The organism is Roseibium sp., assembly GCF_965216085.1.
Taxonomy (GTDB): domain Bacteria; phylum Pseudomonadota; class Alphaproteobacteria; order Rhizobiales; family Stappiaceae; genus Roseibium.
Window position 1 is genome coordinate 4,713,790 of record NZ_OZ244138.1, and the last position, 14,364, is coordinate 4,728,153.

The 14,364-nt window shown below is 54.9% G+C and carries 14 protein-coding genes; 6 read left to right on the forward strand and 8 right to left on the reverse strand.

The genetic code is table 11. The annotated features are described in order from the left end of the window. Window positions 1-22: 22 nt before the first annotated feature. Window positions 23-526: a hypothetical protein gene (locus tag ACOOFE_RS22120; protein ID WP_420412064.1), complete on the forward strand. Its 504-nt coding sequence runs from the start codon at window positions 23-25 to the stop codon at window positions 524-526. 132 nt (window positions 527-658) lie between these two features. Here ACOOFE_RS22120 and ACOOFE_RS22125 read toward each other — a convergent pair whose 3' ends face one another. Together ACOOFE_RS22125 and ACOOFE_RS22130 are read right to left on the reverse strand one after the other, a co-directional pair. Next, window positions 659-1,285: a CoA transferase subunit B gene (locus ACOOFE_RS22125; protein ID WP_141188361.1), complete on the reverse strand. Its 627-nt coding sequence runs from the start codon at window positions 1,283-1,285 to the stop codon at window positions 659-661. Window positions 1,286-1,306: 21 nt separating this feature from the next. Then, entirely contained in the window at window positions 1,307-2,002 is a 696-nt protein-coding gene (locus ACOOFE_RS22130; RefSeq protein ID WP_141188362.1) for a CoA transferase subunit A, read from the reverse strand. Window positions 2,003-2,253: 251 nt separating this feature from the next. Between ACOOFE_RS22130 and ACOOFE_RS22135 the strand changes: the two genes are divergently transcribed. Beyond that, window positions 2,254-2,496 carry a DUF6460 domain-containing protein gene (locus ACOOFE_RS22135; protein WP_141188363.1) on the forward strand — a complete coding sequence of 81 codons (243 nt, stop codon included), beginning with the start codon at window positions 2,254-2,256 and terminating at the stop codon, window positions 2,494-2,496. On the opposite strand, the gene ACOOFE_RS22140 is transcribed toward ACOOFE_RS22135, so the two are convergent. From ACOOFE_RS22140 to ACOOFE_RS22160, 5 genes are all read right to left on the reverse strand, one after another. Continuing rightward, window positions 2,493-3,317, reverse strand: coding sequence for an ABC transporter permease (locus ACOOFE_RS22140; RefSeq protein ID WP_420412065.1), 825 nt, complete (start codon window positions 3,315-3,317; stop codon window positions 2,493-2,495). The two genes, ACOOFE_RS22135 and ACOOFE_RS22140, sit on opposite strands and share 4 nt — an antisense overlap. After that, the gene (locus ACOOFE_RS22145; RefSeq protein WP_141188365.1) at window positions 3,314-4,240 is read right to left on the reverse strand and encodes an ABC transporter permease subunit; all 927 of its coding nucleotides are present in this window, start codon (window positions 4,238-4,240) and stop codon (window positions 3,314-3,316) included. Before ACOOFE_RS22145 ends, ACOOFE_RS22140 begins: the two co-directional genes overlap by 4 nt. A gap of 9 nt (window positions 4,241-4,249) precedes the next feature. Further along, on the reverse strand, window positions 4,250-5,407 hold the full coding sequence (locus ACOOFE_RS22150; RefSeq protein WP_420412066.1) for an ABC transporter ATP-binding protein: 1,158 nt from the start codon (window positions 5,405-5,407) through the stop codon (window positions 4,250-4,252). A gap of 78 nt (window positions 5,408-5,485) precedes the next feature. Beyond that, window positions 5,486-6,580: a polyamine ABC transporter substrate-binding protein gene (locus tag ACOOFE_RS22155; protein ID WP_420412067.1), complete on the reverse strand. Its 1,095-nt coding sequence runs from the start codon at window positions 6,578-6,580 to the stop codon at window positions 5,486-5,488. Window positions 6,581-6,746: 166 nt separating this feature from the next. Further along, on the reverse strand, window positions 6,747-8,135 hold the full coding sequence (locus tag ACOOFE_RS22160) for a glutamine synthetase family protein (RefSeq protein WP_420412068.1): 1,389 nt from the start codon (window positions 8,133-8,135) through the stop codon (window positions 6,747-6,749). Window positions 8,136-8,283: 148 nt separating this feature from the next. On the opposite strand from ACOOFE_RS22160, the gene ACOOFE_RS22165 reads away from it, so the two are divergent. The 3 genes from ACOOFE_RS22165 to ACOOFE_RS22175 all read left to right on the forward strand — a co-directional run bounded on the left by ACOOFE_RS22165 (window position 8,284) and on the right by ACOOFE_RS22175 (window position 11,955). Then, complete coding sequence (locus ACOOFE_RS22165; protein WP_420412069.1) at window positions 8,284-8,979, forward strand: GntR family transcriptional regulator; 696 nt, start codon at window positions 8,284-8,286, stop codon at window positions 8,977-8,979. Window positions 8,980-9,098: 119 nt separating this feature from the next. Next, window positions 9,099-10,529 (forward strand): glutamine synthetase family protein, encoded by a 1,431-nt coding sequence (locus tag ACOOFE_RS22170; RefSeq protein WP_420415622.1) that lies wholly within the window; start codon window positions 9,099-9,101, stop codon window positions 10,527-10,529. A gap of 31 nt (window positions 10,530-10,560) precedes the next feature. Continuing rightward, window positions 10,561-11,955 (forward strand): aspartate aminotransferase family protein, encoded by a 1,395-nt coding sequence (locus ACOOFE_RS22175; RefSeq protein WP_420412070.1) that lies wholly within the window; start codon window positions 10,561-10,563, stop codon window positions 11,953-11,955. A gap of 391 nt (window positions 11,956-12,346) precedes the next feature. Here ACOOFE_RS22175 and ACOOFE_RS22180 read toward each other — a convergent pair whose 3' ends face one another. Next, window positions 12,347-13,219: a LysR substrate-binding domain-containing protein gene (locus ACOOFE_RS22180; RefSeq protein WP_420412071.1), complete on the reverse strand. Its 873-nt coding sequence runs from the start codon at window positions 13,217-13,219 to the stop codon at window positions 12,347-12,349. A 185-nt stretch (window positions 13,220-13,404) separates the two neighbouring features. On the opposite strand from ACOOFE_RS22180, the gene bla reads away from it, so the two are divergent. Continuing rightward, window positions 13,405-14,298 carry a class A beta-lactamase gene (gene bla / locus ACOOFE_RS22185; protein ID WP_420412072.1) on the forward strand — a complete coding sequence of 298 codons (894 nt, stop codon included), beginning with the start codon at window positions 13,405-13,407 and terminating at the stop codon, window positions 14,296-14,298. The last annotated feature ends 66 nt before the right edge of the window (window positions 14,299-14,364 follow it).

Here is a 14,364-nt window from a genome sequence, read left to right on the forward strand (position 1 = left end):
ATGTTGATACATGGCGCGCGTAATGACTGCTGCTGACACCGGAATGAGAATATCAAGCCGACAAGAATGTGCGGACATTGCATCGATACTTTTGAATGGGTGTCAGCTAGATACGATCCGCATCCACAGTCTCGTCATTCAGTTGGGTTTCATATGCGTTGGTAGATCTGCGCCTTTACCAATCGAGGCCTGGCTGTCTCTTTCCGGCGATTTCGCGGTTACTGGTTCCAACTTTTCTTTGCCATACAGCTCTAAAAACGATTTTTTTCAGCGTCGCGCTTTGATGCTTGGAAAAAGCTACATGCTGATCGGTGAAAAGGTTACTTCAGCGGATATTCTGGAGACAGGAACACTCCAGATAAACCTGGGATCAGCCAGTATTTTTGCGGGAGTTAGTGAAGAAGCAAACTTCGAAAATATTTGGGAATTGACCTCCGGCACACCAAACACTAACGCCAATCAGTCTTGGTACGTTAGCCTCGCAGACGATGGAAGTTTCTCATCACAGAAACCGGGAGACGCGTAGGTGGGCTCACATCACTGCTAACAAAAAACGCCCGCGAAATTCGCGGGCGTTTTGATGTCAAATGGTCTTCTCGGCTCGCCGTCCCGGCTCGGAGGCCGGGACGGCAGATTGGAAACCAACAGTTTCCGATACTCAGACGACGTTCGCTTCGGTCTTGGCTTTGACTTCGTCCAGGGAAACATCCGGAGCAAGTTCGACAACCGTCAGGCCGTGTGGCGTGATGTCGAAGACGCCGAGACCGGTGATCACCCGGTCGACACAGCGGACGCCGGTCAGCGGCAGGGAACACTGTTTCAAAAGCTTCGGATCGCCTGCCTTTGAGGTGTGGTCCATGATGACAACGACGCGCTTAACGCCGGCGACGAGATCCATTGCGCCGCCCATGCCCTTGACCATCTTGCCCGGGATCATCCAGTTGGCAAGATCGCCGTTCTGGCTGACTTCCATCGCGCCCAGAATCGACAAGTCGATGTGACCACCGCGGATCATGCCGAAGCTGTCAGCGGATGAAAAATAGCTGGTCTGCGGCAGTTCAGTGATGGTCTGTTTGCCGGCGTTGATCAGATCGGCATCGACTTCATCATCGGTCGGGAACGGGCCCATGCCGAGCATGCCGTTTTCCGACTGCAGCGTCACATGCATGCCGTCCGGGATGTAATTGGAAACCAGTGTCGGGATGCCGATACCGAGATTGACGTAAAAGCCGTCGTGAAGTTCTTTTGCCGCGCGCGCGGCCATATCGTCACGTGTCCAGGCCATGTTTTTATCTCCTCAACTCGATCAGGCTTCGCGGATGGTGCGCTTTTCAATGCGCTTTTCATGGCTGCCGACAATGATGCGGTCGACAAAGATACCGGCGGTGTGGATGTTGTCCGGGTCAAGTTCACCGACCTCAACCAGCTCTTCCACTTCCACTACAGTCGTCTTACCGGCAGTTGCCATCATCGGATTGAAGTTCCGGGCGGTCTTGCGGTAGATCAGGTTGCCTTCCTTGTCGGCTTTCCAGGCTTTGACCAGGGAAACGTCAGCAACAAGGCCCGTTTCCATGATGTAGGTCGCACCGTCAAAGTCTTTGTGCTCTTTGCCTTCCGCAATCAACGTTCCGACGCCCGTCTTGGTGTAGAAGCCTGGAATGCCGGCCCCACCAGCGCGGATCCGCTCAGCGAGCGTGCCTTGCGGATTGAACTCCAGTTCTAGTTCGCCGTTCAGGTACTGCTTTTCGAAGGTCGCATTCTCGCCCACATAGGACGACACCATCTTTTTGATCTGGCGGGTCTGCAACAGCAGGCCAAGACCAAAATCATCCACACCAGCGTTGTTGGAAATCGCGGTCACATTTTGAGCGCCAGAGTCGCGCAGAGCCACGATCAGGTTTTCCGGAATGCCGCACAGGCCGAAACCACCGGCCATCACAGTCATACCGTCAAAGGTCAGTCCTTCCAGGGCAGCCTTTGCGTCCGGGTAGACTTTGTTCATTTTTCACTCCCGTTTGGTGTCGTAACGCACATGGGCGGCACATTCGCCGCTCATTTTCCTTCGGTCAAGCGGAATTGATGCATTGCAGCGAAAAACATGAACCAATAGTCAGCTCCCACGGTTTACCCTGTTTGCCGATTGTCGTACGCGAACAGCATCTTGGCTCATGGACATGGTTTTGTGCAGCCCTGGATATGGTATGTAAAACCTTAACGGTCAAAACAACATATCGACGAAAGACGCGGGGCACCTTGTACCAATTCCTGTCGACCCTTTTTAAGATTGCAGTGATTTCCCTGCTGGTCGGCGCGGGCCTGTCGTTCGTCAACATTTCCGCCGAAGACATTCTGGGTTCAGTCGGCCTCAGCCCGATGGAGCTCTGGATTTACCTGCACCTGTTCATCGACTGGGCGATCCCGAACATGATCCTCGGTGCCTTCATCGTGGTGCCGGTCTGGCTGGTGATTTATCTGTTCAGGCCACCACGGGCTTAACCCTCTGCGCCAAACGCTGCGCGCTCGTCCCGCTCCCGCTGGAGATGCTGGCGCTTGGTCACGATGGACGCTGCGATCACACCAACGGTCACAAGAGCCACCAGGATCGTACAGACCGCATTGATTTCCGGTGTCACGCCGAGACGCACCTGCGAATAGATCTTCATCGGCAGCGTGGTGGCCCCCGGCCCGGTCGTGAAGCTGGCGATCACCAGATCATCTAGCGACAGGGTGAAGGCCAACATCCAGCCCGCGATCACACCGGGCAAGATGATCGGCAGAGTGATCAAAAAAAAGGTTTTGAAGGGCGGGCAGCCGAGATCTTCTGCCGCTTCTTCAATCGACTTATCGAAGCCAACCAGCCGGGATTGCACGACAACCGCGACATAACACATGGCAAAGGTCGTGTGCGCCAATATCACTGTCCAGAACCCGCGGGCCTGATCCATAGCGACGAACAGGAGCAATAGGGACAAACCGAGGATCACTTCCGGCATCACGAGCGGCGCAAAGATCATCCCGGAAAACAGGGACCGGCCCATGAAGCGGCCGGACCGGACAAGAACAAGTGCGGCCATGGTGCCGAACACGGTGGCAATCGTAGCTGAGACAAAGGCGACCCGAAGCGTGACCCACGCGGCATCCAACAGTTGTTTGTTGTCCAACAGCGAAACATACCACTTCACCGAAAAGCCACCCCAGACGGTCACCAACCGGCTCTCGTTGAAGGAATAGATCACCAAAAGCACGATGGGCAGGTAGAGGAACGAAAACCCCAGAACGAGCGACGTGATGTTGAACCAAGTGGGGCCGCGTGTCATCCGTCCTTCTCCGCCATTTTCTGTTGCTGATTTTGGAAAAGAACGATTGGGATCACCAGGATCATCAGCAAGATCACAGCGACCGCCGAGGATACCGGCCAATCCCGGTTGGAGAAGAACTCGACCCAGAGCGTCTTGCCAATCATCAGCGTGTCTGACCCACCGAGAAGATCCGGGATCACGAACTCACCGACTGCTGGAATGAACACCAGGAAACAGCCCGCAATAATCCCCGGAAGCGACAAAGGCACCGTAATTTTCCAAAACGCCTGCCAGGGCGGACAGCCCAGATCTTCAGCGGCCTCCAACAGGCTGCCATCCAGTCTTTCAAGGCTCGCATACAGCGGCAGCACAAGGAACGGCAGATAGGAGTAAACGATGCCGATATAGACTGCGATGTTGGTGTTGAGGATCACCAAAGGTTCATCAATTAAACCAAGCATCATCAGGAACTGGTTCAGCAGCCCCTCATTCTTCAGAATGCCAATCCAGGCATAGACCCGGATCAGAAAGCTGGTCCAGAACGGCAGGATCACCAGCATCAGCAGCGTCGGCCGCCAGGATTGTGGACTGCGCGCCATACCATAGGCAATCGGGTAACCGATCAACAGCGTCAGAACGGTAGACACAGCCGCGATCACCACTGACGACACATAGGACTTCCAATACAAAGCGTCCTCGGTCAGCCAAACATAATTTTCAAAGGAAAACTCGGCGGCGTTTTCCCAAATCCCCTGAAGGCCTTCAGCCAGATCAAATGTTGGGAAATAGGGTGGGATGGCAATCGCCACCTGCGACAACGAGATTTTGAAAACGATCAGAAACGGCGCCAAAAAGAAAATCAGCAACCAAAGATAAGGAACTGCAATCAGAACCCGGCTGCCGAGCGAGCGTTTGCGTGGGGGAGGAACCGGTCCGCTCATCGTATCCCCCTATCTTTCCAAAATCACGCCGGCATCCCGGTCGAATGACAAAACGACGTCGTCATCCCAAGTGATCGGATTTTCGACCAGTCGTGACACGTTGGCGACAGTGGAGCGCAGGATGTCGTGGTCTCCAGCTCCGATTTTCGCGTGAAAAATCGAAACGTCGCCAAGATACGCGATGTCCCAAACAGGACCGGTGATTGCATTGACGCTTCCAGGTTCGGTATTGCCCTTTGTCACCCGAACCTTTTCCGGGCGGATTGCGTACCAAACTGTGTCGCCGGCGCTTGCTTTGCTGGATTGATCGGTCTCGATCAAAAAGTCCCCGATGACTGCTTTCAGCCGCGAACCATTTTCGTTGGTCTCAACGACCTTTGCCTCGATCAGATTTACGTCACCAATGAAATCAGCGACAAATTTGGAATTCGGCGCCTCATAGATTTCTGCAGGTGTCGCAACCTGAACAAGTTCGCCGTGGTCCATCACCGCAATCCGGTCAGCGACTGTCATAGCTTCTTCCTGATCGTGCGTCACAATCAGGAAGGTCATTGCAAGATCTTCCTGCAAGGCCATCAATTCGAACTGGGTTTCTTCCCTCAGCTTCCGGTCGAGCGCCCCCAAAGGTTCGTCGAGCAATAGCACCTTTGGACGTTTGGCGAGAGATCGGGCCAACGCAACCCGCTGGCGCTGACCGCCAGAGAGCTGGTGCGGCTTGCGTTTGGCAAAAGGTTCAAGTTTGGTCAGGCGGAGCATTTCCGCGACCCGCCCCTCAATCTCGTCCTTGGGCAAATTGTCCTGTTTCAATCCAAACGCGATATTCTTTTCCACCGACATATGCGGGAAAAGCGCATAAGACTGAAACATCATGTTGGAAGGGCGGCGGTGCGGCGGAATACCAGCAAGGTCCTGCCCGTCGAGAAATATCTGCCCCGACGTCGGCGTTTCGAAGCCGGCAAGCATCCGCATCAATGTTGTCTTTCCGCACCCGGATCCGCCGAGCAGCGCAAAAAACTCTTTCTCATAGATTTTCAGAGACAGATCATTGACCGCGGTAAAAGAACCAAACCGTTTGGTCACATTGCGGAATTCGATGAACGGCGCATGATCGGGGTTTTCCCAGGGAACAAAATCCCGCCGCACCGGCCCGATCGTTTTTTTAGCCAAGACTGCCCCCACCCCAAGAGAAACATCGACACGTGTTTTCTGCCGGGCCGGAACTCCGGCCCGGCAGGTCACTCTGCCTTATTGGCCGCTCTTCACGGCGGTCCAGGTGCGGGTCAAGATACGCTGCGCTTTCGGCGGATAGGCCGTCACAGTGTACAAGTTCGCAACAGCTTCCTCGGATGGATAAATGGCCGGATCGCCAATCACATCATCATTCAATAGCGCTTGAGAGGCTTTGTTGCCGTTGGCGTAGTAGACATAATTCGATGCCTTCGCCATGACGTCCGGCCGCATGATGTAGTTGAGGAACTCGTGCGCCTCATCCATGTTCGGTGCGTCCGCCGGGATCGCCATCTGGTCGAACCACATCTGTGCGCCTTCTTTTGGAATGGAGTATTCCACGGCCACACCATTGTCGGCTTCCGCAGCCCGGTCACGGGCCTGCAAGACATCTCCAGACCAGCCAACAGCCAGGCAGATGTCACCATTGGCCAGCGCGTTGATGTATTCTGATGAATGATATTTCTGAATATAAGGGCGGATCGATTTCAATAGCTCGCCCGCTTTTTCAATATCACCGCGGTCCTTGCTGTCCGGATCAATGCCGAGATACTTCAGCGCCGCCGGCACCATTTCGGCCGGAGCATCCAGCATGAAGACACCGCAATCTTTCAGCTTTTCCAGGTTTTCCGTTTTGAAAAGAAGATCCCAGCTGTCAACCGGAGCATCATCCCCAAGAGCTGCTTTCACTTTTTCAACATTGTAGCCAATGCCGGTGGTGCCCCACATGTAGTTGATCGAATAGGCATTGCCAGGATCGTATTTCTCGACCCGTGCTTCAATGTCCTTCCACATGTTGGAAAGGTTCGATAGCTTAGAGCGGTCCAATTTGGAGAATACACCAGCCTGGATCTGACGGGATAAGAAAGACCCCGTCGGAACAACCACATCATAGCCGGTGCCGCCAGCCAAGAGTTTGGTTTCCAGAACCTCGTTAGAGTCAAAGACGTCGTAGACGACCTTGATACCGGTTTCCTTGGTGAAATCCTCCAGAATGGATTCATCGATATAATCAGACCAGTTGAAGACATTCACAGTCCGGTCTTGAGCCATGGCCCCGCCGCTCAGAATGCTGAGCGAGGTCACGGCAATGAGCATGTTTTTCAGTTTCATGTTGGCACTCCCCTGCAACGGATGGGCTTTTTCTCTGCCCCTTTTCCAAACGGATACAACCGCTTGCTGATCTCACTTCCTCTGTTTTGAACTTTGGCCCCGCACCAGCATTTTTGTCCAGAACGGATTTTAAGCAATCTCGGCACACAAATGTGCATCGGTGGCGTCACAGATAGGTCTGCCGCTCCAGGGACGAGATTTCCCGCCCGAATTCGTTCAATTCTTCCCGCTTTATCTCTGTCAGAACTTTATGCATTTCTGCACCAACGGCCCGTTTCATTAGTTTTGACGCTTCAAATGCATCGATGGCCTCGTCCATCCAAGGCGTCAGCCGTTTTTTCCGTTTTTCATATGCATTTCCGGTCACAGGCGCCGGCGGGTCTTTCTTTAGTCGCAGTCCTTCCATCATCCCGGACAGGATCCCGGTGAGAACCAGATACGGATTGGCGTCTGCACCAGCGATCCGGTGTTCCACTCGTGCGGCTTCTGGAGAAGAGGCTGGCACACGCAACGCGACCGAGCGGTTGTCATAACCCCAGCAAATCGATGCCGGGGCATAAGACCCCGGCTGCATACGGCGGAACCCGTTGAAGGTCGATATGAAGAGAAGGAGCGCTTCCGGCATTGTCTTCAGCAAACCATTAATGGCATAGCCAAGGCGGGTTGGGCCTTCATCCGGGTCGGCAAACAGATTGCCGTTGTCATCTTCCATAGAGACATGAACATGCATGCCATTGCCCGGCCATTCCACAAACGGTTTGGCCATAAAAGACGCTTTCAGTTCGTGCTTTCGGGCAACCCCAGCAACAAGCCGGCGCAGAAGCACCACATCATCGGCAGCAAGAAGCGGATCACGGCGATGATGCAGGTTCAGCTCGAATTGGCCGGGTGCTGCTTCTGAAACAGCGGCATCAGCTGGTATCCCCTGCGCTTCACAGGCCTTACGCAGATCGTCGACCACGGGCAGCAACGCTTCCAGGTCCGACAACGCGTACATGTTTTGCCGCGCCGGGCCCAGATGGGTTGAGAACAACGGTTTGGGCTGCTCCGTCCAGTCGCCGTCACTTTCCTCAAACAGATAGAATTCCAATTCGAAGGCACATGTGGCTGAGACGCCAAACTCCTGCTTCATTTGCAGGACGGTGTTTTCAAGTACATGACGCGGATCAGCCGGAAACGGTTCGCCATCCCGATCATACATGGAAAGCAGCACCTGGGCCGTTTTGCGCTCGGTCCAGGGAACCAATTTTAAAGTTTCCGGGATTGGCCAGCACACACCGTCCTTGTCACCGGTTTCCAGGTGCATGCCGGTGGCTTCCACCTCCCGGCCCCAGACATCCAGGCCGAAGAGCGAATAGGGAAAGGCAACGCCGCCTTCAAACACCTTTGCCAGCGCTTTGCCAGGCAACCATTTGCCACGCAGAACTCCGTTTGTGTCCGGCAAAACAACTTCCAGGGTGTCCAGGTCGGAATGTTCTTCCAGAAAGGCGTCGAAAGCCGACTTCCAACCGGGATCTGCCGGGTGTTCCAGTATCTGGTGCGGAAGTTCGTTCATAGGGCCTCAGCTTTTCCAGTTCACGGCTGTGTCGATGGGGCAGACTGCGCCAGCCATTGCGCTCTTTAAAAAAATGTGATCACTTTCCGGCGAGCCTGTCAAGTTACTCTGGCGCTTGACCTGATCTGCCTAGGCAAGGAGGACTGCATTGTCCGCAGACTTGGCAAAAGACACTCCCACACCCCCGACGTCCCTACGCGGCGCGGCGCGCGGTCATGTCGAGGCTGCCGTTCGCACTGGTCTTTTGACCGGCCGCTTCATTCCAGGCAAAGCCGTGACTTTGCGGGGACTTGCCGCTGATCTTGGCGTCAGTCCAATGCCGGTTCGCGAGGTTTTGCAACGGCTGGCAGCCGAAAACGCCCTTGAAGTCAAAGCCAATGGCCGGGTGCAAGTGCCGGACATGACACCGGCCCGATTTGATGAAGTTCTAAAGGCCCGCCTGCTACTGGAACCGGAGCTGGCCGAACGCGCCCTCCCCTTTTTGAGAAGCAAAGACATCAGAGACCTTCAGAAAATCGATGATGATATCGATGCCTGCCTGGTTTCAGGGGACGCGGAATCCTATATGCGGCTCAACCACGCTTTTCATTTCCTGATCTACCAAGCGTCCAGGTCTCAGGTGTTGCTTCCATTGGTCGACAGTCTATGGCTGCAATTCGCCCCCTTTATGCGCACCGTCTACGGCCGGGTCGGGACTGCGAGCCTGGAAGACCGGCACAAAGAAGCAATTCAAGCAATGAAGACCCAGGACGCAACGGCCCTTAAATCTGCGATCTCAGCCGACATTGAGGACGGAATGGGTTTGTTGGGAAAAGCGATATTGGATGCTAGCGGCCCCGCTTGAACACATTTCCTGACTGTGTCATTTTGTGATCACAAAAATCTCTTGATTGAGAAAATCCGGGACCTTTGGTTTTTGGCAAGGCAGCGTTGGTATGGAACCTGCACCCGCCTACAGACCATATCCCCAACCGCCGGAGCCAACCCGTGACGGATGAAAAAACAGAATCTGAAACTCTCGATCCTTTGTCGAACCTGCGCGGCGTAAAAGACGTCGACACCGCTCGGGACTGGCTGAAGGTCAGAAACATTGAGGATATCGAGTGCATCGTTCCGGACCTGGCGGGCGTGGCCCGCGGCAAGATGATGCCGACAGAAAAGTTTTTTTCTGGTCCAGTCATGACCATGCCGGCGTCGATCTTCGCGCAGACAATCTCCGGTGACTATCCGGAAGACGACGATCGCTTCCAGCACAACCCCATCGACGGCGACCTCTTCTTCCGCGCCGATTACAGCACGCTGACATCCGTTCCTTGGGAAAGTGATCCGACAGCGCAGCTTATTCACGATGCCTACACACGCGAAGGTGCCCCAGTTGAAACCGCACCGCGGAACGTCCTTAAGCGCATCTTGAAACTCTATGACGACAAGGGCTGGAAGCCGGTCATCGCGCCGGAAATTGAGTTTTATCTGGTCCGCCCGAACACGGATCCAGATGATCCGTTAGAGCCGCCGACAGGACGGTCCGGGCGGCCGGAAGTTGGCCGGCAGTCCTATTCCATTTCTGCTCTCAATGAATTCGACGATCTCATCGACGACATCTATGACCTGTCGGAAAAGCAGGGTCTGGAAATCGACACCTTGATCCACGAAGAAGGTGCCGCGCAGATGGAAATTAATCTGCGCCACGGCGAACCGCTTGCGCTGGCCGATCAGGTTTTCTTGTTCAAACGCACGATCCGCGAAGCTGCCCTGCGCCACGGCATGTATGCCACGTTCATGTCCAAACCGATGTCGAACCAGCCCGGATCTGCCATGCACATCCACCAGTCAGTGCTCGACAAGAAATCCGGCCAGAACATTTTTGCCGGCGACAACGGAATGGAGACGGAAGCCTTCCTGTCCTTCATTGCCGGTCACCAGACCTATCTGCCGCTGGTCACGCCGATCATGGCTCCCTTTGTGAATTCCTACCGGCGGTTTTCGAAAACCTCGACCTCTCCGGTGAATGTCTATTGGGGGTATGATAACCGGACCGTCGGTTTGCGTGTCCCGCACTCCAGCCCGGATGCCCGGCGCCTGGAAAACCGGATCCCCGGCTCCGACGCCAATCCATATCTGGCCATCGCGGCGTCCCTGGCGTGTGGTTATCTCGGCATCGTCAAAGGGCTGAAGCCTGATGCACCGCGGATGGACGATTGCACGGAACTGGCAAAATCGCTGCCGCGCGGCCTGCCGGAAGCACTCACCAAATTCGAGAACTCCGATGACATGGTCGAATTATTTGGCGAAAAGTTCGTCGCCACTTACCGGGCCATCAAATACGAAGAGTTCGAAACCTTCATGTCGGTGATCAGCCCTTGGGAGCGGGAATACCTCCTGCTCAACGTCTGATCACAGCTTATTTTCCCTTGGAGTCTTTGCCATGACGGCCCATTCCAACATCTACCCGACCAAGGCCCTTCAGGAACTGGACGCGGCCCATCATTGGCACCCGTTTTCCGACATGAAGTCCTTGAACGCGGAAGGCAGCCGGATCATCACCAGTGCAAATGGTGTCTGGCTACAAGATTCCGATGGCAAGAAGATACTCGACGGTATGGCGGGTCTTTGGTGTGTTCAGGTGGGGCATGGCCGCTCGGAAATAACCGATGCGGTCACCAAGCAGATGAACGAGTTGGCCTATTACAACACGTTCTTCAAAACGACCCACCCGCCGGCCATCGCGCTTTCTGAAAAGCTGGCGAAGCTGGCGCCAGATCACATCAACACGGTGTTTTATTGCTCGTCCGGCTCGGAAGCCAATGATACGGTCTTCCGGATGGTCCGCACTTATTGGGATAAGATGGGTAAGCCGGACAAAAAGGTAATCATCGGCCGCTGGAACGGCTATCACGGCTCCACCCTTGCCGGTACCAGCCTCGGCGGCATGAAGGCCATGCACGCGCAAGGCGATTTGCCGGTATCCGGTGTTCATCACATCGATCAGCCCTACTGGTTCGGTGAAGGCCAGGACATGGACCCGGATGAGTTCGGCATTCACATCGCCCGCAAGCTGGAACAGGCCATTGATGAAATCGGCGAAGACAAGGTAGCCGCCTTTATCGCCGAACCGATCCAGGGTGCTGGTGGCGTCATTATTCCACCCGACACCTACTGGCCGGAAATCAAACGCATTTTGGATGAACGCGGTATCCTGCTTGTCTCTGACGAAGTCATCTGCGGTTTTGGCCGTTTGGGGGAATGGTTCGGCTCCACCTACTACGGCATGAAACCGGACCTGATGCCGATCGCCAAAGGCCTGACCTCAGGCTATCTGCCGATGGGCGGTGTCATGGTGTCTGACAGGGTCGCCGAAGGTCTGATGAACGCCGGTGACGATTTCAACCATGGCTACACCTATTCCGGTCACCCGGTTTGTGCGGCTGCCGCCCTTGCCAATCTTGAAATCATCGAACGCGAAGGCCTTGTCGACCGGGTCAAGAATGACATTGGCCCCTACCTCAAAGAGCGCTGGTTGAAGTTGGGCGAGCACGAACTCGTCGGCGAAGCCCGCATGACCGGTTTGGTCGGCGCACTGGAGCTGGTTCCCGACAAGAAGAACCTCACCAAGAAATTCTCCGACGTTGGTGTGCCCGGAAACCTCTGCCGCGACATTTCCTTCGAACACGGCATGGTCATGCGCGCGGTCCGCGACAGCATGATCATCTCCCCGCCGCTGGTTCTGTCACACGAGGAAGCCGATCACCTGGTGGCAACAGCTGAGAAAACCCTGAACGACACATATAGGATTTTGAAACGGGACGGTTGGATGAGCTAAGCTCGGAGTGGCGGCTTTTTAGTCAGCCGCCACCTAACCTCGAACTTCCATAGAAATGCGTTGGTTTCAGAAGTGCTTGTGATTGCCGCTTGTTAGATGGTGTTCGGAATTTTCGTCTTCGACGCTTGCATGTGAGCTACCCGCCTGCCTAGAGGCTCGATAAGGAGACCCGTTTTGCAATGGCTGGGCTGGTTTGGATACTTTGAAATCGCCGTGTGCTTTTCCCGGATTTGTGGCCCTCACATAGACTGCAAATCCGACTAGGAATATGGTCAGGCCAATCCAAACCGGAACAGGAATAGCCAATAGTTTTTCGATCGTTTCAATCATTATTGTTGTCAACTCATCCTATTGAAAGACCTTAGGCATATCAGGTTGATACTTAATAATTTCAATCTATAGATGTACTGACTACAATCCAGTCTCTGAACTGCCGCATCGCTCCTGTCTCTTTCCGGGACTTGAGCCAGGTAAGCCAATAGCGCCCCAGAGATACCGACTGCGGAAACGGCTGCACCAATTGACCTGAACTCAGTTCTTGCTGAAACATGGCCATTGGTACTAAAGCAACACCCACCCCTTGGGCGGCAGCCCCTGCCATCGCGATTGAAGAATCAAACACCCATCCTCTCGGGGCCGGAGGCTCAACACCGGCGGCCTGAAACCATCGGCTCCACTCGTCATGACGGTAAGACCGAAGCAGTGGTAAGGACTTCAGGTCCGAAGGTTCCTTCAGATCCCGCGCCAGGTCAGGTGCACAAATTGGAGACAGGGGCGCTTCGATGAGCGGTATGGCATTGGTGCTGTGCCAAGCGCCATCACCGAAACGGATGAAATAGTCGAGACCGTCTTCCAAAAAGTCTGCGCGATTGTTGTTTGTTTTCAAGCGGACATCCACGTCCGGACAAGATTGTGAGAACTCTTTCAGCCGGGCGATTAGCCAGCCGTTGGCAAAGGTTGAAACAACGCCGATTGTCAAAACCTCTTGGAAGTTTCCGTGTTCAAACCGGCTCAACGCTGCGCTCATCCGGTTGAACGCATCGTTTAAAACCGGCAGCAGCGTCTGTCCTTCATCAGTCAGCACCACACCGCGCGGCAGCCGATCGAACAATGAAATCCCAAGGACGGCTTCCAGCGATTTGACCTGATGGCTGACGGCAGTCTGAGACACCCTGAGTTCCAGGCCCGCCTTGGTGAAGCTGCCAAGCCGGGCAGACGCCTCAAAAGCACGCAGAGCATTGAGCGGCAGTTGCGATACGTTCATCTGAATTCACCGGGCCTTGTCACTTAAATTTCCGGCGGGCCTATTGCCCAAGTTTTTCTCATGCCTAATCCGAGAAACCATCATTTGTCGATCCCTCAAGTTCTCCGCATAGTCCGCCCACCGATCGGATTTGCTTCAGAACCGCGGCTGAAGCCTCCCAAACTTGAGATGATTGGACACTTCTTATGATGTTTCGAAAACCGCTCTCACTTGGCGCAGCAGCGCTTCTGCTTGCCCTGATCGGGGTGCCGCCAGCCCTTGCTGCCGAGTTCAACCCCGCCCCCCTCCAAAAGGCCGCAAAGGAAATCGAAAGCAGGTTGAAAACCCGCATCGGGGTCGCAGTCTATGATCCGGAAAATGCGATAGAATGGGACTATAATGGCGACCAGCGCTTTCCCATGAACAGCACCATGAAGGCGTTTGCTTGTGCTACTCTCCTTCACCAAGTCGACACCGGAAAAAGCGATCTTGGTCAGCCGGTTGCGATCGATGAGGCCATGATCGTCAAACATTCGCCGGTGACGAAGGACCACATTGGCTCTTCAAATCTAACCTATGCGGATCTGTGCGAAGCCACCGTCACGACCAGCGACAACACGGCCGCGAATCTTGTTCTTGAGGAACTCGGCGGACCTGCCGGATTGACGGCCTTCATGCGGTCGATCGGCGATCAGATAACCCGGCTCGACCGTTATGAACCGACGCTCAATGAAGGCAAACCGGGTGACCCACGGGACACGACCACTCCGCGCGCGGCTGCGGCCTCACTGTACAAACTGGTCTTTTCAAATGCCTTGTCAGGTGCGTCCCGCAACAAACTCGCCGGTTGGCTTGAAGGCAATTTGGTCGGCGATTCCACACTGCGCGCCGGCCTTCCGGAAGGGTGGAGGATTGGCGACAAGACCGGCGCCGGTGCCTATGGATCGCGCGGCAACATCGCGATCATCTGGCCGCCAAACCGCAAGCCTCTCGCGCTCGTGGTGTATCTGACGGAAAGCAAGGCTACCTTTAAGGTCCGCAACGAAGCCATTGCCGAGGTTGGTGCCGCCTTTGCCCGGTCACTGGAGGCTACACACTAAAACGCGGAGGACATGATAACCTTGCTCCGGCTTGCCCAATCTGGAGCAAGGTTTCGACAATCCAAT

Coding starts and splice junctions, on each gene's coding strand:
- ACOOFE_RS22175 (WP_420412070.1), top strand. CDS start 10,561: ATGACGGCCCATTCCAACATCTACCCGACCAAGGCCCTTCAGGAACTG.
- ACOOFE_RS22180 (WP_420412071.1), bottom strand. CDS start 13,219: ATGAACGTATCGCAACTGCCGCTCAATGCTCTGCGTGCTTTTGAGGCG.
- ACOOFE_RS22160 (WP_420412068.1), bottom strand. CDS start 8,135: ATGAACGAACTTCCGCACCAGATACTGGAACACCCGGCAGATCCCGGT.
- ACOOFE_RS22145 (WP_141188365.1), bottom strand. CDS start 4,240: ATGAGCGGACCGGTTCCTCCCCCACGCAAACGCTCGCTCGGCAGCCGG.
- ACOOFE_RS22140 (WP_420412065.1), bottom strand. CDS start 3,317: ATGACACGCGGCCCCACTTGGTTCAACATCACGTCGCTCGTTCTGGGG.
- ACOOFE_RS22155 (WP_420412067.1), bottom strand. CDS start 6,580: ATGAAACTGAAAAACATGCTCATTGCCGTGACCTCGCTCAGCATTCTG.
- bla (WP_420412072.1), top strand. CDS start 13,405: ATGATGTTTCGAAAACCGCTCTCACTTGGCGCAGCAGCGCTTCTGCTT.
- ACOOFE_RS22130 (WP_141188362.1), bottom strand. CDS start 2,002: ATGAACAAAGTCTACCCGGACGCAAAGGCTGCCCTGGAAGGACTGACC.
- ACOOFE_RS22120 (WP_420412064.1), top strand. CDS start 23: ATGACTGCTGCTGACACCGGAATGAGAATATCAAGCCGACAAGAATGT.
- ACOOFE_RS22125 (WP_141188361.1), bottom strand. CDS start 1,285: ATGGCCTGGACACGTGACGATATGGCCGCGCGCGCGGCAAAAGAACTT.